Genomic DNA, 22,182 nt, shown 5'->3' with positions numbered 1-22,182 from the left:
TAAACGATTGTGACGTATGAAAGTATACGTCACGACGGAACTATAAAAGCGAGGAAATCACGGATGAGTCAGATTGTGATCGTAACGGATAGCACTGCCTATCTGCCAACAACGTATTGTGAAGAACATCAAGTGCACGTCGCACCGCTTAGCGTCATCTTTGAAGGGGAGGCTTATCGGGAAGGATTTGATATCTCGGTTGCTGATTTTTATGAACGGATTCGGACGGGTAGCCTTCCGACAACTTCACAGCCGAATATTGGAGATCTCGTTGCGACGTTTGAACAACTGCCAGAAGGAACGGATATCATTGGCATCACCCTTTCAAGCGGGATCAGTGGGACATATCAAGCGTTGCACACGATCAATATGATGATTGATCATGTGAACGTCCATCCTATCGACTCACGTATTTCCTGTATGCCGCAAGCGTTTCTCGTCCAAGAAGCGGTTCGTTTGCGAGATGCAGGAGCCACGGCGGAAACGATCGTCCATCATTTAGAGGAACTAAAAGAACGCATTCGTGCGTATTTTGTCGTGGATGATCTCGAACACCTCCAACGCGGAGGTCGTCTCAGTGTCGCGCAAGCATTCGTCGGTTCGTTCTTAAAGATTAAACCCGTTCTTCATTTCGTTGACGGAAAAATCGTTCCGTTCGAAAAAATTCGAACGTTCAAGCGAGCCGTCAACCGAATCGAAGAGATGATGCACGAAGATATCGAGGGAGACGGAACCGGGTATACGATCGGCGTCATTCATGCAGAAGATTCTACGAAAGCAGAACAGGAGATTGCGTCCTTACAGACGAAGTTTCCAAATGCGCAAATCGAGATGAGTGTATTTGGTCCTGTCATCGGTACACACCTCGGACCGGGTGCAATCGGTATCACATGGTACAAAAAATAAGATGAAAACACATTGATGGAGTCTATCGTCAATGTGTTTTTTCTTGTCCAGATATATGAGGTAGCAAAACTATTTTTTGAGAAACTGCGTATTCCATCCATACATCTCTTATACAGCATACGTTGTCGATTTTCCCATTCGTCCGTCAAGATGAAGCAAATGGGAAACGAAGGAAGTGAAGCAATGGATATACGCGGGAGATGGATTTCAGCAAAACAGATGGAAACCCGATTGTCGACGCATCAACTCATTCCAGCCGTGACGTTTACGTGTCAGCGGTGTGGAGCCTTTCCGGTCAAAGGCCCTTGCACGTGCGGAAAACGTTGCTATTATTGTCGACAATGCATCGCTTATGGGAAGTTGCGCACATGTGATCAGCTCATTACGGATACCCGTCCGCTCGATCCCGTACGCCCCGCTCAGCATCGACCGGTTCGTTTGACACCTGCTCAAACGACTGTCGCGCGGACAATTGAACAGACGATTCTCCGTGGTGGAAGGTTGCTAGTTCACGCGGTTTGTGGAGCAGGGAAGACACCGATGTTCTTCCCCGGTATCGAAAGAGCATTGGCGAACGGAAAGCGTGTTCTTGTGACGGCGCCACGTGCGGATGTCGTCCGTGAATTGACGCATCATATCAAACAGGCATTTCCGACTGCTCACGTCGTATCTTTATATGGTGGATCAGCGGATCGTCTTCTCTTAGGTGAAATCACGGTCAGCACGACACATCAACTGATTCATTACCGGTCTTGTTTTGATGTCGTCTTATTAGATGAAGTCGATGCCTTTCCGTTTCATATGAACTGGACGCTACATCGATACGTCAAACGGGCGATGACGCAAAAAGCAGCGTTGATTTTATTAAGTGCGACGCCATCGATGTGGCATCGTCGCTATCCGACAGTACGATTAATGCGGCGTTATCATGGACATCCCTTACCGGTTCCACGATTGAAGTCACCGTTTACGATGCAGTCGATCGTTGAGTGGTTGCATCAGTATGAACAGCAACCGCGTCTCGTGTTCGTCCCCCGAATCGCAGCGCTCGAAGCATGGCAAACACGATTGAAAGAAGTCGGTATTGATGTGACGACCGTCCATGCGGAAGATCCGGACCGCATTGAGAAAATCCAAGCATTTCGTACGACGAACGGTATTTTGCTCACGACGACGATTTTAGAGCGTGGCGTGACGATCTCTAACGTACAAGTGGCCGTCCTGGATGCTGATCAAGGGTTTAGTACGAAAGCCTTGATTCAAATCAGTGGTCGTGTCGGACGAGATGCGGCTTACCCGGACGGGGATATTTCATTTTTCGCCAATGATCGGTCGGATGCCCTATTTTATGCCATCCATCAGATTCAAAAAGCGAATCGATGGACGACTTCATGAAGTGTTTATGCTGTCAGCATGACTTTATACCTAACTGGGAACTGAGTAATATGTGGACTAGCCAAAACATTTGTAATCCCTGTAAAATGAAATTTGTAAAAAGTGGTGGATGTGTGGACTGTGGCAAACCAGGTATCGAGCTCTGTCAGGACTGTCGACGATGGCAAAATCTCGGTTTACCACTTCATACCCGTACGATGTATCTTTACAATGAAGAAGCAAAGACATTCATGTATCGTTATAAATTTTTAGGAGATACTGTCCTAATTCGGATGTTTACTGATGAGTTGAAGAAGGTAAAAATGAGAAGAGGATGGATCGTTCCGATTCCGCTTAGCCGTGACCGCTTGTCTGAACGAAAATTCAATCAAGCAGAAGAGATCGCTAGACGAATGAATGGGAAGGTCACCTTAGCATTAAAGCGCGACGAAGGGACACCGCAGAGTAGGAAATCAAGAGAAGAACGTCTTAAACGATCGAATCCATTTCATGTCACGAAAGAAGTTGCAGGGAAAAATATCTTGCTGGTCGACGATGTCTACACAACAGGAATAACACTCCGGCAAGCGATGGTGCGTCTCAAGGAAGCGGGCGCAAGTGAAATTTCTGCAGTAACTTTATTTCGGAGTATTTAATATTTCATCATTCCTGCCGATACTCTGAATGAGGTGAAGGAAATGGATGTAGTAAACTGCAAATCTTGCGGGAAAATTTTTGTAAAACAATCTTCTGATCTTTGTCCGACGTGTATGCGTCAAGATCATCTGAATTTCGAAAAGGTACGCGAATTCTTGCGAGAGCGGCGAAAAGTCCGAACTTCACCGAATGATGTCGAGATGCAAACAGGAGTCAAACGCGAAACCGTCTTTCGTTATATCAAGGAAGGGCGCTTGTTGATTTCTGAGATTTCTCAAATGGAAATCACGTGTGAGAGTTGCGGAAAACCCTCTCATGAAGGGACGATTTGTGCTGACTGTCGTGATAAATTGCGACGTGACCTCGCCCAAGCGATGCAAGATTCTGTGGACCCTTCGAAACCGAGAACGTATCGAACTTAAATCAAGAATCTCGTAATCTAGAAAGCAGGTGTTCACATGCGAATTGATTCGACTAAATGGGTGAACATGCCCAAGACGTATGAAAGAAATCAACCCGTAGAAGGAACAGAAACAAAACGAATGAATCGAACAGACGAAGTGACGATTTCAAAAGAAGCACGCGTGCGCTTCGAAGGAACGACTTCATCGCGGGCAGATAAAATTGCCTCCCTTAAACAAGCCATTCAGGATGGAACCTATAAACCGGATGCGAACAAAATCGCGGAACGTTTCTTGAACTTGTAATAAGGTGAATGAAACTGACATTAGAAGCGACTCGGGGCACGGATGCGCGGGTCGCTTTTTATATGAAACGATAGCAAGGTAGTAAAGTAGTCGGACTCATGATAAAAGGAGCAAACACGATATGGAAATCATCCGACAGTTGACGGAGGCGCATGAAGCATTATTAGCGCTCGCCTTTTCGAAAAAAGAGGCATTGATTCAAAACGACATGAGTCGCCTTTCGAAAATCGTCAAGGAAGAACCCGTTTTGCTAAAACGCATCGCGACATTAGAGCAAGAGCGCATCGAATCCATGGGAACCGTGACGATGACGGAGTGGATCGCGTCGCACCCTGAAGATGTCGAAACGCTTCGAGCTCTCTTATCGACGATGGGGCAACTGCGAAAAGCGAACGCGCTGAACGCAGAGTTATTAGAACAATCGTTACATTACATCGAATGGCATTTGCAATTGCTCGTACCGGAAGCGGATGACTTTACATATGGTCAATCGACGTTTGACCGGACACACTTCAATCGAAATGCATAAGGAGGAAGTCGAATGGGTTCAACATTCATGGGGCTTGAAACGGGACGTCGTGCGCTGACGACGAGTCAATGGGCGTTACAAGCGACAGGAAATAACGTATCAAATGCCGGAACAGCAGGATTTTCAAGACAGCGTCTCGTCCAAGCGACAACGGAACAACTTTCGGTCTCCCTAGGCGGCGGAAAAAACGTTCAATTCGGAACCGGTGTCCGTGGAGAACTCGTCGAGCGATTACGTGACGTAATGGTTGATAAACAATATCGCGATGAATCGACGAAGTATGCGTACTATTCAACGAAAGCAGCAGCATTCGGTCGAATGGAAGATATCATCAACGAACCGTCTGAAACGGGGCTCGCGAAAACACTTGATAGTTTTTGGGCATCGTTACAAGGATTGTCAAAGAACCCGCAAGACTCGGGAGCGCGAAGCGTCGTTCGGCAGCAAGCGGATACCGTGTCAAAGACATTCAACTACTTAGCGACTTCTTTGACGAAGGTACAAGGGGACTTAAAGAATGAACTAGACGTCTCGACGAAAAAAGTAAATGATCTCCTTCAGAAAATCTATAACGTCAATACACAAATTCACGAAATTGAACCGATTGGCGTCTTGCCAAACGACTTATACGATGAACGTGATCGTTACTTCGATGAATTATCGACATATGTGGATTTTAAAAAAGTGCCGATTGATGCAACTGCTATTACAAGTGGAGGCATGGGGAATGCTTCAAAGATTGCTGAAGGACGTATGGATGTGGAAATCATCGTTCCGGGAGGTTCGTCATTACATGCGGTTGATATGTCAATCACACAAGCACGTTCTCTTACATTCACGGAGGATCCTACGACAAAAGCAATCACTGGATACAACACTACAACAGGACCAGTTTTATTCACAGCATCAAATAGCTTTTCAAACGGTAAACTTTGGGCTTTATTACAAATGCACGGTTACCAAAGAGATGGTGAAACGACACTGACAGGTGAATATCCTAAGATGCTCGATAATCTAGATAAGATGGCTGCTGCTTTTGCGAAGGAATTTAATGATGCTCATTCAAAAAACTTCATTAAATCCAAGGATGCTTCTGGAACTGTCAGCAATACGTATGGGACAAATGAATTTTTTGTTGCTTCAGATGGTGGAACGGTCAAGGCCGGAACGATTTCAGTCGGAGATACGATTTGGAAAGACCTTTCGAACATTATGAGTTCACGAGACGGAAATATCGGGGATGGTTCTGGGGCATTGATCTTAGCCAACATCAAAACAACATCATTGAGTGATTTAAGTGCTCCGATCGGTTCGTTCTATCAATCGATCATCGGTGACATGGGGGTAGCGACAAGCCAAACGATTGACCTAGGAAAAAATGCTAGTGTTTTGATGGAGAATGCCGATCAACGCCGAATGTCAGTCTCAGCAGTCTCACTCGACGAAGAGATGACGATGATGATTCAGTACCAGCATGCATATAACGCAGCGGCGCGAAACATCACGACGGTCGATGAAATGCTCGATAAAATCATTAACGGTATGGGATTAGTCGGTCGCTGATAAGGAAGGAATGAGGACATGCGGGTCACACAAACGATGCTGACGAAGACGAATATTGGTCATTTATCTTCGAGTTACCAAAAACTAAGTACGTTACAAGAACAACTAATTAGCGGTAAAAAAATTCAAAAGCCGTCTCAAGATCCAGTCGTTGCAATGCAGGGGATCCGGTACCGGACAGAAGTCCGGGAAGTCGATCAGTTCAAGAAAAATGTCGATGAAGCGACAGGCTGGATGGACCTAACCGATTCTGCTTTAGATGAAGTGACGTCTGCCATGCGCCGGATCAACGAATTGACGACACAAGCAGCAAACGATACGTATGATGGCACACAGCGGAAAGCCATCCAAAGCGAAGTTGGACAGTTGGTTGAACACATCGGGACACTGGCGAATACGAAATATAACGAGAAGCAAATCTTTAACGGTACACAAACGGATCAACCGTTCATCAATATGGAAGAACTGAAAGCATTTTTAAAAGACACTGTAAATACCGCAGACGTTGATAAGATTTTTACAGAAACCCTCGGAACAAGTGACGGAAAGATCGAGTATGAAGTGTCTTCAGGGATCAAGGTACAAGTCAACGTCACACCTACAGATGGTGGTGACGGTGGTGTGTTTGGAAAAGAAACGTTCACGACGCTAAAGAAGTTATTTAATGCACTTGGTGGTACAAAAGCAGATGGAAGTCCTGGCAGTAGCACAAATAACGGAACCGAATTATCCGGCATGTTGAAAGATTTAACAGCGATGTTGAACAAAACGGTCGAAGTACGTTCGGATTTAGGGGCACGCGTGAATCGACTAGAACTAAATGCGTCGCGCTTGGAAGATCAAGAAATCATCGCAAAAACCGTCATGTCTGATAACGAAGACATCGAAACCGAACAGGTCATCATGGAACTGAAGTCACATGAAACGTTGCACCGTGCTGCACTCAGTGCCGGAGCACGCATCATCCAACCATCGTTACTTGATTTTCTTCGATAAGGGGTGAATCGGGATGAATCTTCCTCACTTAGAGATGCGACAGACCTCTGCTAAAATCGGTATGCAGACGACACCACTTGAGATGCGGCAAACGCAACGTCCGGCTGATCTTTCGATTGAACAACCGCAAGGGGAGCTAACGATTGAAACTGTAGCGGCTCGTCTCGAAATCGATTCGTCGCAAGCTTGGATCGAGATGGGACGAATCCCAGCATTCGAATCCGTCAGACGGTATGCGGATCTTGGTCAACAAATGGTACGTGAAGGAACGGGACGCGTCGCGAGTGAAGGAGATCAATTGATGCGGATCGAGCAAAAAGGCGAGGTCATCGCGCGGATTGCGAAGATGAACGATACGCCTCCAGCAGAAGTGACGACGATGGGCTTCATTCCTCGGAGTTTGGACCGGGTCAAAATTAATTTCACACCGGCTGAAGTGAATGTTCGTTACACTGCTCGTAAGCCGGTCATCGATGTCACGACGCATCGTCCGGAACTAGAGGTCACAGAAGGGAAAACAGACATTTTCCTTCGGGAACGAAATCAGCTAGATATGTGGCCAGTGGGTGGCATATACGACGAGAAAGGATAATATTATGCAAATCGAAACAGATTTTTTTGGGGTGATTACGATCGAGCCAAGTGAGATCATTACCTTCGCTTCTGAATTACCGGGGTTTCCGGATGCCAAACAATTTGTCTTGTTGCCGTTTGGAGAAGGGGTACCGTTTTGGTCCTTCCAATCCATTGATCAGCCGGAATGCGCATTCATCGTCACGAATCCGTTTTGGATCGATCCGGACTATGTCTTTGAATTAACGGATTCTGCAAAAGAACAGTTGAGTATCGAAGAAACAGCGCAAGTCGCTGTATACACGACGGTGACGTTACGTGAGCCTTTCCAGGAATCGACGACAAATTTACGTGCACCATTCGTTATGGAAACGAAACAGCGGCTCGCGAAACAAATCATCTTAGAAGATACATATCCGAATCGTCAAAAGATTGGAAGTCTGACAGAAGTAGGTGGACGCTGATGCTCGTATTAAAACGAAAGAACGGCGAAGCGATTCAAATCGGAGACGATATCGAACTGACGATTCTTGCAATTGAAGGAGATCAAGTTAAGCTCGGAATCCGTGCTCCGCGACAAGTCGACATCCATCGGAAGGAAGTCTATTTAGCCATCCAAGAAGAGAATACGGAAGCATCACGGAGTACAGGGTTGATCGGACAACTCTTGAAACAACAAGAAAAGTAAGGTCAAGTGAATGCCAGTGTATCCTCTCGTGATTCAGGCATTCTCTGGAAAAAAGAATACAAATCGACTCCCTGCACGTATCATACGAGTGCAGGGAGTCTTTCTTATCATGAAATAAATGCTCAAACGCGTTGAATCGTGTATAGTAAATGGAGAAGAAAAGAAACCTTTTGAATCAAAGAGGGAGTTGTCAGGAATGAATGAGACGAAGCAGCTGAAAAAAGACGCGAACCGTGTACTAAAAGCGACGAGTCGCACCTTCTATATCCCGATTAGTCGACTATCGCAAGACTTACAGGAAGCGGTCGGTGCTGCTTATCTATGCATGCGTGCCATCGATGAGATCGAAGACCATGAAGAACTAGCGACGGACATCAAGACGACGTTACTACGTGAGACGGCATTGATGATGCGTGGCACGTTCTCCGCTACGGCCTATCTCGAGTTGATCGCGCCTTACACGGCGCATCTGCCGGAAGTGACACTCCGTCTACCGGAGTGGATCGCCTATTGTCCGGCCGCAATTCGTCCGAAGGTCCTCGATTCGACGGCGGAGATGGCAGAAGGAATGGCGGTCTGGGCAGAGCGCGACTGGACAGTCAAAACAGAAGCGGATCTCGATGAGTACACGTATTATGTCGCTGGACTTGTCGGTGTGATGCTGTCAGACATTTGGTACTGGAAAGCAGGCATTGTCACGGATAAGCAACAAGCGATTGGATTTGGTCGTGGTTTACAAGCCGTCAACATTCTGCGTAACCAACAGGAGGATGCGGAGCGTGGTGTCGGTTACTTCCCACCTGGTTGGACGACGGATACGATGTTTGCTTATGCGCGTGAGAATCTCGCAGAAGCCGACGCCTACCTTGCGTCCATTCCGAAGGAGACGACGATTTATGAATTCTGTCACATTCCACTTGCACTCGCGCATGGAACGCTGGATGCCCTTGCAAGAGGGAAGGAGAAACTGAGTCGTCCGGAAGTCTTGAAGATCGTCGGAGCTGCTGTACTAAAACGATAAGCACAAACGAACAAGCCGCTCGTTTCCATAGAGGAAGCGGGCGGCTGTTTTTGTCTGTCATCGTAAGATATACATCGTCAATCCAATCAGTGCGGAACCAATCCAAATGAGAAGAACCGCTCGTCCGTAAGGGAAGCGATACCCAGCGCGACGCGAAATGAGTAAACCGATTCCCATGACCGTCAGTGCGATGAAAAACGTCAAGAACACGGAGAGTTGCTGCATTCCGATTTCCTCCTATCAGTGCAAGTCAGCTAAGTACGCGAGCACCTTCTCTTCATAGGCTTTGCGATCGTGGGCATACGACTGGACATGACCGCCGTTTTCTGTGACGTAAAGTTCCGATCGTGGCGCTGCCTTTTGAATCTTCATACTTTCCGTCACTGGAATCGCATCGTCATCTTTCCCGTGGATCAACAGAATCGGGTAATCAATCCGCCGGACGGATTCGACCGGTTTGACGCGTTCGGGATTGAGTCCTGTCAACGGAGGTGTGATTTCTAGAATGATTGGTGTGAACGGGAAGTTCGGCAGCCCGCTCCAAACCGGAAGATTCGTGGCGAGATAGTTTTCTAAATCACTGAATGGACTATCGGCGATGACGCCGACGACATCGGCATTCGGAGCGGTGACGAGCGAAGTCGCCGCGCCCATCGAGATACCATAGAGCACGACCGGCTTCGCCGAACGTGACTTCGCGTACCGCACAGCCGTCAACAAGTCGTCTTGCTCCTTGGCTCCGACAGTGACGCGTTTGCCGTCCGATTCACCGGAACCCCGGAAATCAAACGTCAACACATTATAGCCGGCATCATGAAATTTCTTAAAGAGCGGTAGAACCGGAACATCTTCTTGCTCTCGGTTCTTCCCGTATCCATGCGCAAAGACGATTGTTAACTTTGCATCCTCACTCGGCATCCACCAGCCGGATAAGCGGGTCCGATCTTTATAGGACCGGAATGTCACGTCCTCATAGTCTAGATTTTCTGCCTTCTTCGGATTTGTCGTCAATGCCTCGCGCTCCGGTTGTGTCAAGGATGAGCCGACATAACCGGAAATACCAACGATGATGACGACGACTAAGGTGACGATGATGATGATGGTAGCGATGATTTTTTTACGATGTTTTTTCCACACCCGCGTTCCTTCCTTTCGTTCGGTTAATGGATATCTTTTTTCTTGAAGCGACCGCCATGGACATCATGGATGTTGCCGATCGCAATAAAGGCTTGTTCATCAAAGTCACGAACGATGTCTTTCAACTTTGATTCTTCCAAGCGACTGATGACACAAAAAATCACTTTCTTCCCATCACCCGTAAAGGCACCTTCTCCATTTAAGTATGTCATGCTTCGTCCGAGACGATCCATGATCGCAAGACCAATCTCTTCATAGTTCTCGGAAATGATCCAGACGCTTTTCGATTGATCGAGTCCATCGATGACGACGTCGATCGTCTTGAAAGCGACGAAATATGTAATCAAGGAATACATTGCTCGGTCCCATCCAAAGACAAAACCAGCGGCTCCTAAAATGAAGACGTTGAAGAACATGACGATCTCTCCGACTGAAAACGGTGTCGATCGGCTAAACGAGACAGCAAGAATCTCCGTTCCGTCGAGTGATCCACTCGAACGGATGACGATGCCAACACCGATTCCGAGAATCAATCCACCAAAGACGGTCGCGAGTAAGTCGACGCTTGTCAACGGACCGATGTGTTCGAGGAGTTTCGTTGCGATCGCCATGATGAAGATCGCGTATAACGTCGATAGGGCGAACGTCTTCCCGATCTGTTTGTAGCCGAAGAAGATAAACGGGATATTCAGGAAGAATAACCAAAAGGCGAGGGTCGTGTCCGTGACTTTCGAGCCGATGATCGAGATCCCGACGATTCCGCCATCGATGATGTTATTCGGAACTAAGAATCCTTTCAGACCGATTGCAAAGATGATGGCACCGATCGTTAGCATGAGGAGACGTCGAAAGAGTTGACCTTTCGTCGAACGACGATGTTTTATCGGTAGTGGGGACTGCATGTCATTCCTCCCATCTAGAGTAAATTACTTTAAGATTACTATAACAAAAAAGCACGAAGACGTCTGTGAACGTCTTCGTGAGTGAGTCAAGGGGTGTAACGTAACGATTGGAAGAAGCGCATGATCTGTTCGGCTTCCGTTTCGTTCGTATATTCCCCCATATATTGTCCGTCTTGCTGACCGATGATCGTGACAGTACAGGTGACGAGTTGCAGCCCTTCGTTTAATCGAATCTCACACGTCGCTGCATGTGAAGGAAGGGGTGTCTCAGTCGAGAAATACAAGACCTTCGTACTCGTCTGATGTGCCTGTAAGTCAGAAAAAGCAAGCGTGAAGGACTCCGTATGATGCGTCAGCATCCGGATCTTTCCGGGAACGGAAAACCGTGGAACTGTATCACTCGACAGGGCACAAGCCTCGATTGGATAGAGGATTTCGCGGATTAAAAATCCTTCCATCACATCACTCGGAACCGGTCGACTGAAGAGATATCCTTGGATGCGTGGACATTCGAGCATCCGAAACGTATCGAGCTGCTGAATCGTCTCGATGCCTTCTGCTACGACATATAGGTTAAATTCGTTCGCCATGTACAAGATACTTTTAACGATCGCTTGCGCTTTCGCATCATCGTAAATGTGCGTCGCGAACTGACGATCGATTTTGATGACGTCAATCGGATAACGTTGCAAATAGACCATCGAAGAGTAACCTTTACCGAAATCATCTAAGGCGATCCGGACACCCAGGGCACTGACCGATTCAAGTGTCCGACTCGTCATCGGATCATCCATGATGAGGGCCGCTTCTGTGATCTCAAGTTCAAGCAGGGCCGGGTCGAGCGCATATCGTGTTAAGGTCTGTTCGATTTGATGCTCGAATCCTGGAATCAACAGCCGCTTTGGTGAGACATTGATCGAGATCGGGACGAGTGAGGCACCGGTCTTGGACCACTCATTCATCTGACGGCAGGCTGCTTCGAGGACCCAGTCCCCGATGTCGATATGCAGCGCACTTTCTTCTGAAAGCGGAATGAAGTCGTTCGGCGGGATTCGTCCCCATTCCGGATGTTGCCAGCGGATCAAGGCTTCCATTCCAACGATCTTTCCCGTCCAGCTATCGACCTTTGGTTGGTACTCGAGGAATAACTGATCACGTTCGATGGCATAATGCAAGTCTTGCTCCAAACGATAGCGCCGATAATAGTCAATATCGAGATTCGAAGCATAATGATGAAACGCACTGTGATCGTCGCGTCGTGAGCGGCGGAGTGCTGTGTAAGAATGCTTTAATAACTCAACGGCGTCCGTGCTGTCTTGAGGATAGCGACTGATACCGATCGAAACCCGGGCGAACAAGGCGTAGGGTTCAATTGAAATTGGTTGTGTCGAGATCGTAAGTAGTCTTTCCGCACACGGCGTGACATCTTGTTCATAGTCGGTCGAGACGAGCAGTGCATATTCATCCCCACCGAGGTGACCAAGAAAGACCTCGTCCGGTTTGACATCGTTTAAGCGGGCAGCAGTCGCTTGGAGCCACTGATCGCCGGAACCGTGACCGAACGCGTTATTGATCTCCGTAATGCGGTTGAAAGAAACCGAGAGAACGAAAAAAGGAACAGTGCGTGCTTGCCACGATTCAATCGTCTCAATCAGTGCTTGGCGATTCGGGAGACCGGTCACGACGTCTCGGAGAGCGAGTTGCCGTAACTGTTCTTCGTACGCTTTTTGTAACGTGATATCATGCAAGATGCTGTTAGAATACGCAATTGATCCGTCAGAATGAAAGATTGGAATTTGTTGATCCTCGACCCATTTGATCCGCCCATCGGGAAAACGGAGGCGATACTGAAGTGTTCCGGCATGCCCTTGTAACAAGCGTTGCATGAACTTTCGCATCATATCGTGATCTCGAGGATCGATTCGCGACAATAACCACGTATCATTTAAAATCAAATTTTTTGGTAACTCCTCGTAGATGTGCAAAAAACCTTGCGAATGAAATAAAATCCGTCCGGTCGTCAAATCAATTTGTGAGATCGCCGCGTTCACAGCCTCATAAATGTCACGGGCTTGTGCGCGTTCCATCTTCAATTGTTGACGGGCCGCATCGATTTCCGATAAGTCATACAAGACGATTGAAGCCTGATGCGCATGGCCTGCGCGACGTACTGCCTTCAAGCGTAACAATTGATACGAACCGTCTGACGTCAGCAAGGACAGTTCTTGTTCGAACTGGTCCTGCTTTCCGGCTGCCATGCGCTCGATCTCAAAGCGGAGTGGGTCAAAATCCCAAGGATGAATCCGTTCGAGTAGCCGTTGTTGCTCGATTGATGACTGTTCTTCCCTTAGCCCGAGAAACTTGAGAAGTGACGGTGAAGGCTCGATTTGATGCGACCGTAAGTCATAATAGAATAAGACTAACTCAGGCACTTGCTCGGTCAGCTCCAGTTGGGAGCGAATTTCCGAGACGTCTTCTTCGAGTTGTTTTTCGCGTGTCACATCACGTGCGACGCCATAGACACCGATGACATGTCCTTCCTGTTCAATCGGCATATTCGTAATCTTTAAGGTGACGAGATGTTGGTCTGCGTGCAACCCTCTTGCTGTATAATGAACCGTTTCCCCTTGTAACGCACGCTGGAAAAATTGCGAGACCGCCTCCATTTGATCCGGAGGATTAAACACGGAAAAGTGCTCGTATAAGGTATGTTCCGAGTATCCTAGGATTTCTGGAAGATGTTCATTGAAATAGATGATCGTACCAGCAGCATCAAAGACAAAAATCGCATCGGTTTGATGATGGAAAAAGGCTTCTGATTGTTCAAGACGAGATACTTCAAGCCCACCGATATGAATCGGTGCCGTATCTGATCGTCGGATTGTTTTCATGGCCTCAAAAAACGCCATCTCTTCACCTCCATACGTAGTAACGCTTCAGTCTTACTATCGGATGAAGGGGAGAATCGTTGCAATGATTCCTTAAACAATAGACTATTATTTCAAAAAAACGAATGGAAAGTTAGAAAACGATGCAATTTTATTTCGAAATTAAGAGGTCAAGTACGACAAAAAACGAAGCTCAACGGTATGAGCTTCGTTTTATATGTTAAATCGCTAAATCGACCGAAGTGTCACTGGCGTTCGGATCCGCATCTGCTCCTTGATCCGGTGCGCCTGGCATGTCACCATCCGGACCATGTCCGTGTCCTGGACCATGACCATCGCGTGCTGGACCTTTTTTGAGGTCAGCGTAGCTTGAGACATCATCTGCGCGGGACTGGATGTGTTCCTTAATCTGTTTCGCTTGTTTTTCTGTCAGCTTGCCATCTTTGACTTGTTGATCAATCGCAGCAGTTTGTGCTGTCAGGACGGCTTTCTCGAAATCGGCGTAAGCAATCTTGTTTGCTTCCGCGAATTCAGGTAAGGGTTGATTCGCTTCCTTGAACTTCGCTTCATCGAGTCCAAGTGCTTTTAGAATCGCTGACGTCGAGTCGCCGAATACGCCACCTGGTCCATGGTCACCGCGCTTACCGTGTTCGCCGCGCTCCGGAAGATCGTCGTAGCTCTTCGCGTCCTTATATTCCTCTGTTAGACGAGACTTGATTTCCGTTGCTTGTTTTTTCGTCATCTTCCCGTCTTTGACGAGTTGATTGAGTTCGCTCGTCTGCGCCGCAAGCAATGCTTTTTTATAGTCGGCGAACTTGATCGACTGTGCCTTCGCATAAGCAGCAAGCGATTGATTCGCTGCGTCGAACTTCGACTGGCTCAGTCCGAGTGCTTTCAGGACGTCAGCAATCAATGATTCATTGAAGAAACCGGATCCACCGTGGCGACCCATCGGCATTTTGTCTTTGAGTTCATCGTAGCTCTTAACGCCACTGAACCGGTCCGTTTGACGCTTCAGCATGTCGTCTGCTTGCGTTTGCGTTAAGTCGCCTGATTTGACGAGACTTGCCAGTTGTTCTTTCGCTGCTGCGAGTTCCGCCTTCTTGTAATTAGCGAACGAGATCCCTTTTGCTTTCGCGAGATCGGCGATCGATTGTCCTTTCTCGCGGGCAGCGTCTGCCTCAGCTTGTGTCAGGTTCAATTTTTTCAACAGTAACGTCATGTCGTGCTTTTTCATACCTTCGAAGTGGTGCCCGTGTTTCGCTTGTTTTGTCGTGCTCGAGTCGTCGTTCGTCGCAGCATATGCTGACGCGCCTCCGACCGTTAATGCGCTAATTGTCAATGCAGTGATCCATTGTTTTTTGAATGTCATGGGATGATCACTCCTTTCACCTTTTATGGTAGAGGGTCACGAAAGAGAAGTTGTGAGGAAGTTGCAAAGAAACTGCGAAGAAAGGCAAATGAAGGCAAAAAGGCGCTACACTAAGAGTGGAGGGATGATGATGAACGTACTATTGATTGAAGATGAACAAAAATTAGCGCAGGTGACGGCACGTTTCCTTCGGCACCATGCGTATGAGGTGACGATTGCTGGTTCGTTAGCAGAGGCGAAACAATATCTGACGACAGCGTTTGACGCTGTCTTGATTGACGTCCGCTTACCGGACGGTGACGGTTGGTCGCTCGTGCCAGGCATCAAATCACAAGTTCAACCGCCGGTCGTCTTCATGATGACATCGCGTGGAGAGGCGGATGATCGCGTCTTCGGACTTGAACTCGGTGCCGATGATTATCTCGTCAAACCAGTCGTCCTGAAGGAATTGACGATCCGGCTTGAACGGGCATTAAAAGTCCGGCCGGTCGCTCGCCATGAATTCGGTGACTTGACGATCGATGAGAAGGGACGCCAAGTCAAAGCCGGTGAACGCGCGGTCAGTCTCGCAAAGATGGAGTTTGAATTGTTGCTCTATTTTATTGAACACCTCGGGGAGGCACTCAGTCGGGATCAGATTCTCGACGATGTCTGGGGGTATGCATTTGGTGGTGATACCCGGACCGTCGATACACACGTCAAACAATTGCGGGATAAGCTGCCTATCATTAAACGACAATTGAAGACGGTCCATCGGGTCGGCTATCGATTGGAGGCGATCGAATGAAACGACGTTCTTTGATGCGTAAGTTTTTATACGCTGTCGTGGGTCCGTTGCTCGTGATGGGGATCCTCAGTTTCATCTTGACGGCGTTCCTCGTCAATCGGTTCGCAGAAGGTGAACGGTACGATCAACTCGCCCGGGAAGCGAACATCATCAAACAAGCGCTTGAAACCGACACGCCAATTCCGCGTGACATCCAAGGATTTTTGACGACCGATGGATTAACGCAACGGATCGGTGCGCGCGGACCGGCCGGACGGTTACCGCTTCTCGACGGTCTTAAGAAGGAAGACGTCATCGAAGTACAAGACGAACGATTGCTGACGTATCAGCTGACCGTTGACGGAACGCGCATCACGACGGTTCGACAAGCACCACTTGCAAGTAGCGCCCTCGACGGTGTCTATATCGCGATTGGACTCGCGTTACTCGTGACGTTGCTGCTCGCATCACTGCTTGCTTACTACATGGGACGGCACCTGACGCGACCGATCGTGACGCTTCGGTCTGTTGCTCAAAAGATTGGTGCCGGCGAGACAGATGTCGTCTTACCGGCGCGACCGAAGGATGAAGTCGGAGAGTTGATTGACGCGGTCGACGAGATGCAGACACAACTGAAACAAAAGGATCATCTACAGAAGACGTTCATTGCTGGCATCACCCATGACTTGCGGACGCCGCTTGCGATCATTCGAAACGAGACCGAGGCACTCGCGGCAGGTGTCATTCCCGTCGCTGAACTGCCCGACGTGACGACGAGCATCATCGAGGAGACGGATCGACTCGGTCATCTGATTGATGAGACGTTGCTTTATTCGAAGCTTGCTGGTGGACGAATGCCGCTTGAAAGAACGGATGTGGAACTCGATGAACTGGTGCTTGCGACAGTTGAACGCCTGCGCGGGACGTTCACGCAAGCAGGACTGACGCTGGCGACAGAGTTGCAACCGGTTAGGCAGTCCCTTGATCTACGCATGTTTGAACGCGTCTTGATGAACTTTCTGATGAACGCCCATTTTGCTTCACCCGTCGGCGGGACGGTTACCGTTCGCTTAACGCATGACGAATTGACGGTCGAGGACGAAGGAGCGGGAGTCCGAGAAGAAGACCGGGCGACGATTTGGGACGTCTACGTCAAACAAGAAGGCAGTGCCGGTCATGGACTTGGTCTTGCGATCAGTCGGATGATACTTGATAGTCATCAATTTGATTATGGTGTTCGAGACCGGAGTGGTGGGGGAGCGGTGTTCTACGTTCGGTTTTGATTGGACCAATTCGTTACACAAAAAGAGAGGTCAGTTCTCGGAAAGCTTTCCGGAACTGACCTCTCTTGAATTTCAACGATTATTCGCCTTCGTTCGCATGAACGAGACTTGGTTTAACGAGAGTATAGAACTCATCGCTCATCCCGACACGACTGCCCATCTGGCAAGCGAGTTCGAGTGTTTCTTTATAGAAGTTCGCGACGAGATCGTGGTTCTTGATATGCTCGTCTTGCATCGCCTTTTTGACCCCAAGGACGACTTTATCGATTTGCTCATCGGCATCATTACGGACCGGTACGACGTTTTCCGGAAGATCGACTTCCTTATCGTGTCCGTTGAAGCGGAACGAGGCACCGAATCCGAGGTGTTCGAGGAAGAAGTGTGGTAACAGTTTACTCGCGAAGAACTGATGCCATTCCGTCTCTTTCATCGCTTCCATATCACGCTTGAACGACGTCGTTGCAAGTGCATAGCGATCGTGTGTATCCTTCATGAACTTCTCGAGGATCGGAACCTGCATTGCAAACGCATTCTTGAGCAAGTTATCGAGCTGTTCTTGCGTTAATTGTTCTTGTTCAGTCATCGCTTTAACCCCATTTCGTTTCGTTATCCCTATCGTAAGAAATTTAGACAATTCCGTCAAATCTTTTTCGAGAATAGAGTTTACCTATTTCACAAAAGGGAATCCATTACTATCAATCATTTTAGGGGGAGTCAGCATGAAACGAATCGCAATGACAGGGGTCTTACTCGGAGCATGTCTGACTCCGGTGACGGGATTTGCCGCAAGTAACGTGACGTATAGCAAAGGAGTCGTCGAAAACAAGACATTCGGCTATACCGTCAAGACGACAGATGTTTTGAAAAAGGCGATCCAACAAGATAAAGTTGAGTTCGTCAAGAACAAGACAGTCAAATCAAAATACGGTGTCATCACGCGGAGCGGCACGTTCGCGTTGTACTATAAAGTTAAAGGAGCGGACCAACTGCTCGTCAACTTGAACTATGAGCCGAAGAAGCTCTCGAAAAAACAGTTCGACCGTGAAATCGGATATGGTACATATCTCGGGACGAAAGGGAGTAAAACGTACTACTACGTCTTACCGACGGAAGCCGTCAAAGGCGCTGTCGGCAAGAAAGCGATTGAGAACTTGATCGTCAAGGACGTCCCGCAGATGATGAAGACATTTAAACTGCAATGAGCACTAGCTTTTGCTAGTGCTTCTTTTGTTCGTTCGGTATAGTTGAAAATGAGGTGAATGAATATGGAATGGAACGTCACAGACGTCAAACAAACAACAGATGTATTACAACTCGAAAAATGTGTCAACGATCACGATGGCATTGAATTAAAAGTCGCAGCCGATTGGGTTGGCGAGAACGATTTCGCGATCTATGATGGTGAGCAACTCGTCGGGTACTTACAAGCGTTCGCGTACTTACCGACGGAATGGGAACTAAACGTCTTCGTTGATCCGGATTACCGGAAACAAGGTATCTTCACAGCACTCGTTCAAGCGGCACGTACGCGCGCGACGGAAGCGGGCGTCGAAGCATTCACGTTCGTTATTGACGACGCAAGTGAATCAGGTCAAGCTGTCCTTGAAGGATTAGGTGCCGAGTACCGGATGACCGAGTACAACATGATTCTAAAAAAGGCGCAGTTGTTCTTAAAAGCCGATCCGGATTTCGAATTACGTGAAGCGACAACGGACGATCGTCCGTTCATCGTTGAGACGCTCGGTAAATCGTTCGGGAACACGGATGAAGAAGCCGAATCGATCTATCAAGCGATCGAATCTGACGACCGGATTACGTTCATCGGTGTTGCGAAAGGCAAATCGGTCGGTGTCATCCGTGCTTATCTCGCTTCCGATACACAAGCGAGCATTCATGCGTTCGCCGTTCGTCCAGAAGCACAGGGCAATGGTTACGGGAAAAAGATGCTGAAGCTGATGGTTCAAGCGTTGTTCCGGACAGGTCGGACACAACTCGAGCTCGACGTCGAGACGGATAATGATCGGGCACTCGATCTTTACAAAGAGGCAGGATTCGTCGTGCATCGTGGCTATCAGTTCCACGTGCTGGCGGTTTAATTGAAATGAGCATCACGACTTTTCCACTCGCTTTCCTCAGGCGAGACACAAGCCGCGGCGCTGTCGTCTTCGACGCAGAGCCGGGTCTTGTTTGTCTCCGACAGCGCAACTGCGCTTTTATCCTGTAGGAGTCGAGTGGACGTGTGAAGCCTCATCGAAGAACGGTCTCCGGATCGTTCTTTTTTATGGATATTATTACAGAAACTAAACAAAAACGTTGGAACCTTTTCTTTAATCCGTCGTATACTAGACATATGGAAAAAAAGAGGAGGCGACGTCATGGAGAGTCGACAGGATTCATTGCGGACGTTGAAGTGGGTATCAGGTGGAATGGAAGCGGTGCTTGGGATTCCGCTCCTAGGTGGTTCAATCGTCTTTTTCTCAGGTTACAATGCCCTTTGGTTAATGCTCGCGTTTCATATCGTCGTCGTCGTATTGACGGCACGTGCCGGGAATGTCTCAAAAGGGAACATCGTCGGGATCGTCGCATCAACGGTCGGGGTCATTCCGGTCGTCGGGATGTTCTTACACATGGCAGCAGCAATCACGATTCTCGTCGATGCGGCACTCGGAAACCGAATCGTCACACGAACACATGTCAAACATGTCGAACCGATTCGACCACGTCCGGTCCGTCGGGAACAAGAAAAACAAGAAGACCATCCGTTCTGAGTTGTTTTCGTTGACAGTAAAAAACAAGCCGTGTAAAGTAAAAAACAAGTTAAGCCATATCAATTACATCGACGACGCGGAGTAAGTATCGTCAACACTGCCGACCAAGCGAGTCAGGAATGGTGAGAGCCTGACACGGTAAGCTGAACGAGAATGGACCGCTGAGAGCCTGTTGAACCTTCGAGTAGACAGGACGGTTGCCCCCGTTACCGGGCTAGCTGGTTGTTGGACCAGCGACAAGTGGAGACGATTCTTCGTCTCAATCAGAGGTGGCACCGCGCGGATATAGGCGTCCTCTATGCATCAGCTATTTAGCTATGCGTAGAGGGCGTCTTTTTTGTACGTCAAATGCCGAATCATCCAACGCTCATCATATTTCTCAGGAGGCACGACACATGAAAAAAACATTGATCGCAGCGGCGAGCACGGCAGTTTTACTCGCAGGATGTGCAACGACAGAACCAGCAGAAGACAAACAAGCGGACAAGAAGGTACTGCATACGATGGAGAGTTACGACCTCCTGTCGGTTGACCCGGCAGATGCCATCACGTCAAACATCTTCAACCAAATCTACGAAGGACTTTATCGCTTTGACGCGAACAATGAACTCGTTCCGGCGGCAGCAAAATCGCATAGCGTGTCTGAAGACGGAAAAGTCTATACGTTCAAGCTTGATCCGAATGCGAAATGGTCTGACGGAAAGCCTGTCACAGCAGAGAACTTCCGTTATGCGTTCGAGCGCGTCATCAAAACGAACTCACCGTTCGCTTACTTGCTCGAGCCGGTCGAAAAAACGACAGCGGTCGACGATGAGACACTCCGGATCGAATTGAAACGTCCGACACCATACTTCCTCAGCATGACGACGTTTGGCACGTATATGCCAGTCCGGGAAGACATCGTCAAAGCTGAAGGCGACCAGTTCGGAACGAATCCAAAGACGAACGTTTACAACGGACCGTTCACATTCAAGAAATATCAAGCGGAACAAGGTTATACGCTTGCGAAAAACGCTGAATATGCAGACCGGAAAAACGTCAAAATCGATGAAGTCGACGTTAAAATCATCAAGGATCCGATGCTTGCGATCAACCTATTCGAGTCAGGTGAACTCGATGTCGCACCACTCAACTCGGAGAACGTCGTGACGTACAAAGGCAAAAAAGAGTACAACACGTTCAGCGATTCGCGGATGTTCTTCATCCGGATGAACGAAAAGACGGATGCGTTGAAAGATAAACAAACACGTCAAGCAATCGACGCGGCGTACGATAAAAAGGCGTTGACGGAGACATTGCTCGGAAACGGATCACTGCCAGCGGACTACATCGTGCCGCAAGAACTCGATCCGAAGTATGACAACGCGCGTCAAATCGAATCATCGTATGATGCAGCAGCTGCAAGCAAGGTGCTCACAAAACAAAACCTTGAATTGACGATGTTGATTGAAGACGATGATGTCTCGAAAAAAATCGGTGAGTATATCCAAGGCGCGTTGAAGAAACAGAACGTCGACGTCAAACTGTTGTCACTTCCGAAGAAAGAACGTCTCGCGCGTGAAGGGCGAGGGGATTACGATCTGTCACTCGCGAGCTGGGCACCAGACTATCAGGATGCAACGACATACCTGAACTTGTTCACGACCGGTAACCCGTTCAACATGATGGACTACTCGAACAAGCAGTATGACCGTCTCTTGAAGCAGGCTGAAAGTGAACTTGATCAAGACAAACGCCTCGCGTTACTCAGTAAAGCCGAAAGCGTATTGCTCGACGATCAAGCGATCTCACCGGTCTATCAACGAAAGAATGCTTTCTTACAAAATACAGAAGTGAAAAATCTCGCGCGACACAATGTCGGAACGGATATTTCTTATAAATACGTCGAAATCAATCGTAACTGATACTCGAATCCTCTTTTCCTGATAACACAAGGGAAAGAGGATTTTTTGTATGGGAGAGATTTGGTAATTTTATTCTGAAATCAGGTCAATTCACTAAAATCGCTTTCATTATCAACCGATAGAGAGAACGGTGAAAAGAAGAACCAAG

Annotated in this window: 24 protein-coding genes and 1 other annotated feature; of the genes, 18 read left to right on the top strand and 6 right to left on the bottom strand. The window is 48.1% G+C overall.

Going from position 1 to position 22,182, the window contains the following annotated elements; translation table 11 throughout:
• Nucleotides 1-63: 63 nt before the first annotated feature.
• From U719_RS13295 to U719_RS13240, 12 genes are all read left to right on the top strand, one after another.
• Entirely contained in the window at nt 64-906 is an 843-nt protein-coding gene (locus U719_RS13295) for a DegV family protein (RefSeq protein WP_023469297.1), read from the top strand.
• Nucleotides 907-1,089: 183 nt separating this feature from the next.
• Nucleotides 1,090-2,301, top strand: coding sequence for a helicase-related protein (locus tag U719_RS13290; RefSeq protein ID WP_051353612.1), 1,212 nt, complete (start codon nt 1,090-1,092; stop codon nt 2,299-2,301).
• Between the two features lie 86 nt (nt 2,302-2,387).
• Nucleotides 2,388-2,936 (top strand): ComF family protein, encoded by a 549-nt coding sequence (locus U719_RS13285; RefSeq protein ID WP_235147595.1) that lies wholly within the window; start codon nt 2,388-2,390, stop codon nt 2,934-2,936.
• 114 nt (nt 2,937-3,050) lie between these two features.
• Nucleotides 3,051-3,359 (top strand): hypothetical protein, encoded by a 309-nt coding sequence (locus U719_RS16875; protein ID WP_145981725.1) that lies wholly within the window; start codon nt 3,051-3,053, stop codon nt 3,357-3,359.
• 36 nt (nt 3,360-3,395) lie between these two features.
• The gene (flgM, locus tag U719_RS13275) at nt 3,396-3,644 is read left to right on the top strand and encodes a flagellar biosynthesis anti-sigma factor FlgM (protein ID WP_023469293.1); all 249 of its coding nucleotides are present in this window, start codon (nt 3,396-3,398) and stop codon (nt 3,642-3,644) included.
• Nucleotides 3,645-3,765: 121 nt separating this feature from the next.
• A complete protein-coding gene (locus U719_RS13270; RefSeq protein WP_023469292.1) occupies nt 3,766-4,173 on the top strand; it encodes a flagellar protein FlgN in 408 nt (135 codons plus the stop codon).
• 12 nt (nt 4,174-4,185) lie between these two features.
• Nucleotides 4,186-5,736 (top strand): flagellar hook-associated protein FlgK, encoded by a 1,551-nt coding sequence (flgK, locus tag U719_RS13265; RefSeq protein WP_023469291.1) that lies wholly within the window; start codon nt 4,186-4,188, stop codon nt 5,734-5,736.
• A gap of 18 nt (nt 5,737-5,754) precedes the next feature.
• Nucleotides 5,755-6,732: a flagellar hook-associated protein FlgL gene (gene flgL, locus U719_RS13260; RefSeq protein WP_023469290.1), complete on the top strand. Its 978-nt coding sequence runs from the start codon at nt 5,755-5,757 to the stop codon at nt 6,730-6,732.
• 13 nt (nt 6,733-6,745) lie between these two features.
• Nucleotides 6,746-7,324 (top strand): DUF6470 family protein, encoded by a 579-nt coding sequence (locus tag U719_RS13255; RefSeq protein ID WP_023469289.1) that lies wholly within the window; start codon nt 6,746-6,748, stop codon nt 7,322-7,324.
• 4 nt (nt 7,325-7,328) lie between these two features.
• The gene (fliW, locus tag U719_RS13250; RefSeq protein ID WP_041255192.1) at nt 7,329-7,769 is read left to right on the top strand and encodes a flagellar assembly protein FliW; all 441 of its coding nucleotides are present in this window, start codon (nt 7,329-7,331) and stop codon (nt 7,767-7,769) included.
• Nucleotides 7,769-7,993: a carbon storage regulator CsrA gene (gene csrA / locus U719_RS13245; protein WP_023469287.1), complete on the top strand. Its 225-nt coding sequence runs from the start codon at nt 7,769-7,771 to the stop codon at nt 7,991-7,993. Before fliW ends, csrA begins: the two co-directional genes overlap by 1 nt.
• Nucleotides 7,994-8,189: 196 nt before the next feature.
• Nucleotides 8,190-9,014, top strand: a complete 825-nt coding sequence (locus U719_RS13240; protein WP_023469286.1) for a squalene/phytoene synthase family protein — start codon at nt 8,190-8,192, stop codon at nt 9,012-9,014.
• A gap of 57 nt (nt 9,015-9,071) precedes the next feature.
• Here the strand turns inward: U719_RS13240 and U719_RS16870 are convergent, their stop codons facing one another.
• The 5 genes from U719_RS16870 to U719_RS13220 all read right to left on the bottom strand — a co-directional run bounded on the left by U719_RS16870 (nt 9,072) and on the right by U719_RS13220 (nt 15,313).
• Complete coding sequence (locus U719_RS16870) at nt 9,072-9,239, bottom strand: hypothetical protein (protein ID WP_023469285.1); 168 nt, start codon at nt 9,237-9,239, stop codon at nt 9,072-9,074.
• A 15-nt stretch (nt 9,240-9,254) separates the two neighbouring features.
• The gene (locus U719_RS13235; RefSeq protein ID WP_023469284.1) at nt 9,255-10,151 is read right to left on the bottom strand and encodes an alpha/beta hydrolase; all 897 of its coding nucleotides are present in this window, start codon (nt 10,149-10,151) and stop codon (nt 9,255-9,257) included.
• Between the two features lie 23 nt (nt 10,152-10,174).
• Nucleotides 10,175-11,053, bottom strand: coding sequence for a YitT family protein (locus tag U719_RS13230; RefSeq protein ID WP_023469283.1), 879 nt, complete (start codon nt 11,051-11,053; stop codon nt 10,175-10,177).
• Nucleotides 11,054-11,139: 86 nt separating this feature from the next.
• Nucleotides 11,140-13,944, bottom strand: a complete 2,805-nt coding sequence (locus tag U719_RS13225; RefSeq protein WP_235147594.1) for a GGDEF domain-containing phosphodiesterase — start codon at nt 13,942-13,944, stop codon at nt 11,140-11,142.
• A 217-nt stretch (nt 13,945-14,161) separates the two neighbouring features.
• Nucleotides 14,162-15,313: a hypothetical protein gene (locus U719_RS13220; RefSeq protein WP_023469281.1), complete on the bottom strand. Its 1,152-nt coding sequence runs from the start codon at nt 15,311-15,313 to the stop codon at nt 14,162-14,164.
• A gap of 130 nt (nt 15,314-15,443) precedes the next feature.
• On the opposite strand from U719_RS13220, the gene U719_RS13215 reads away from it, so the two are divergent.
• Complete coding sequence (locus tag U719_RS13215) at nt 15,444-16,100, top strand: response regulator transcription factor (RefSeq protein ID WP_023469280.1); 657 nt, start codon at nt 15,444-15,446, stop codon at nt 16,098-16,100.
• A complete protein-coding gene (locus U719_RS13210) occupies nt 16,097-17,362 on the top strand; it encodes a HAMP domain-containing sensor histidine kinase (RefSeq protein WP_023469279.1) in 1,266 nt (421 codons plus the stop codon). The genes U719_RS13215 and U719_RS13210 overlap by 4 nt, the downstream gene beginning before the upstream one ends.
• 79 nt (nt 17,363-17,441) lie before the next feature.
• Here U719_RS13210 and U719_RS13205 read toward each other — a convergent pair whose 3' ends face one another.
• Nucleotides 17,442-17,945 carry a hypothetical protein gene (locus U719_RS13205; protein WP_023469278.1) on the bottom strand — a complete coding sequence of 168 codons (504 nt, stop codon included), beginning with the start codon at nt 17,943-17,945 and terminating at the stop codon, nt 17,442-17,444.
• A 136-nt stretch (nt 17,946-18,081) separates the two neighbouring features.
• Between U719_RS13205 and U719_RS13200 the strand changes: the two genes are divergently transcribed.
• From U719_RS13200 to U719_RS13185, 4 genes are all read left to right on the top strand, one after another.
• Nucleotides 18,082-18,564 carry a hypothetical protein gene (locus U719_RS13200; protein WP_023469277.1) on the top strand — a complete coding sequence of 161 codons (483 nt, stop codon included), beginning with the start codon at nt 18,082-18,084 and terminating at the stop codon, nt 18,562-18,564.
• 63 nt (nt 18,565-18,627) lie between these two features.
• Nucleotides 18,628-19,458 carry a GNAT family N-acetyltransferase gene (locus tag U719_RS13195; protein ID WP_023469276.1) on the top strand — a complete coding sequence of 277 codons (831 nt, stop codon included), beginning with the start codon at nt 18,628-18,630 and terminating at the stop codon, nt 19,456-19,458.
• Between the two features lie 279 nt (nt 19,459-19,737).
• Nucleotides 19,738-20,130 carry a hypothetical protein gene (locus U719_RS13190; RefSeq protein ID WP_023469274.1) on the top strand — a complete coding sequence of 131 codons (393 nt, stop codon included), beginning with the start codon at nt 19,738-19,740 and terminating at the stop codon, nt 20,128-20,130.
• A gap of 62 nt (nt 20,131-20,192) precedes the next feature.
• Nucleotides 20,193-20,430 (top strand) — a binding site (T-box leader).
• A gap of 95 nt (nt 20,431-20,525) precedes the next feature.
• Entirely contained in the window at nt 20,526-22,034 is a 1,509-nt protein-coding gene (locus tag U719_RS13185; protein WP_023469273.1) for a peptide ABC transporter substrate-binding protein, read from the top strand.
• The last annotated feature ends 148 nt before the right edge of the window (nt 22,035-22,182 follow it).

Source organism: Exiguobacterium sp. MH3 (genome assembly GCF_000496635.1).
Taxonomy (GTDB): Bacteria; Bacillota; Bacilli; order Exiguobacteriales; family Exiguobacteriaceae; genus Exiguobacterium_A; species Exiguobacterium_A indicum.
The sequence above is the reverse complement of the archived record's forward strand: the minus strand, read 5'-3'. Positions and strand labels throughout refer to the sequence as shown.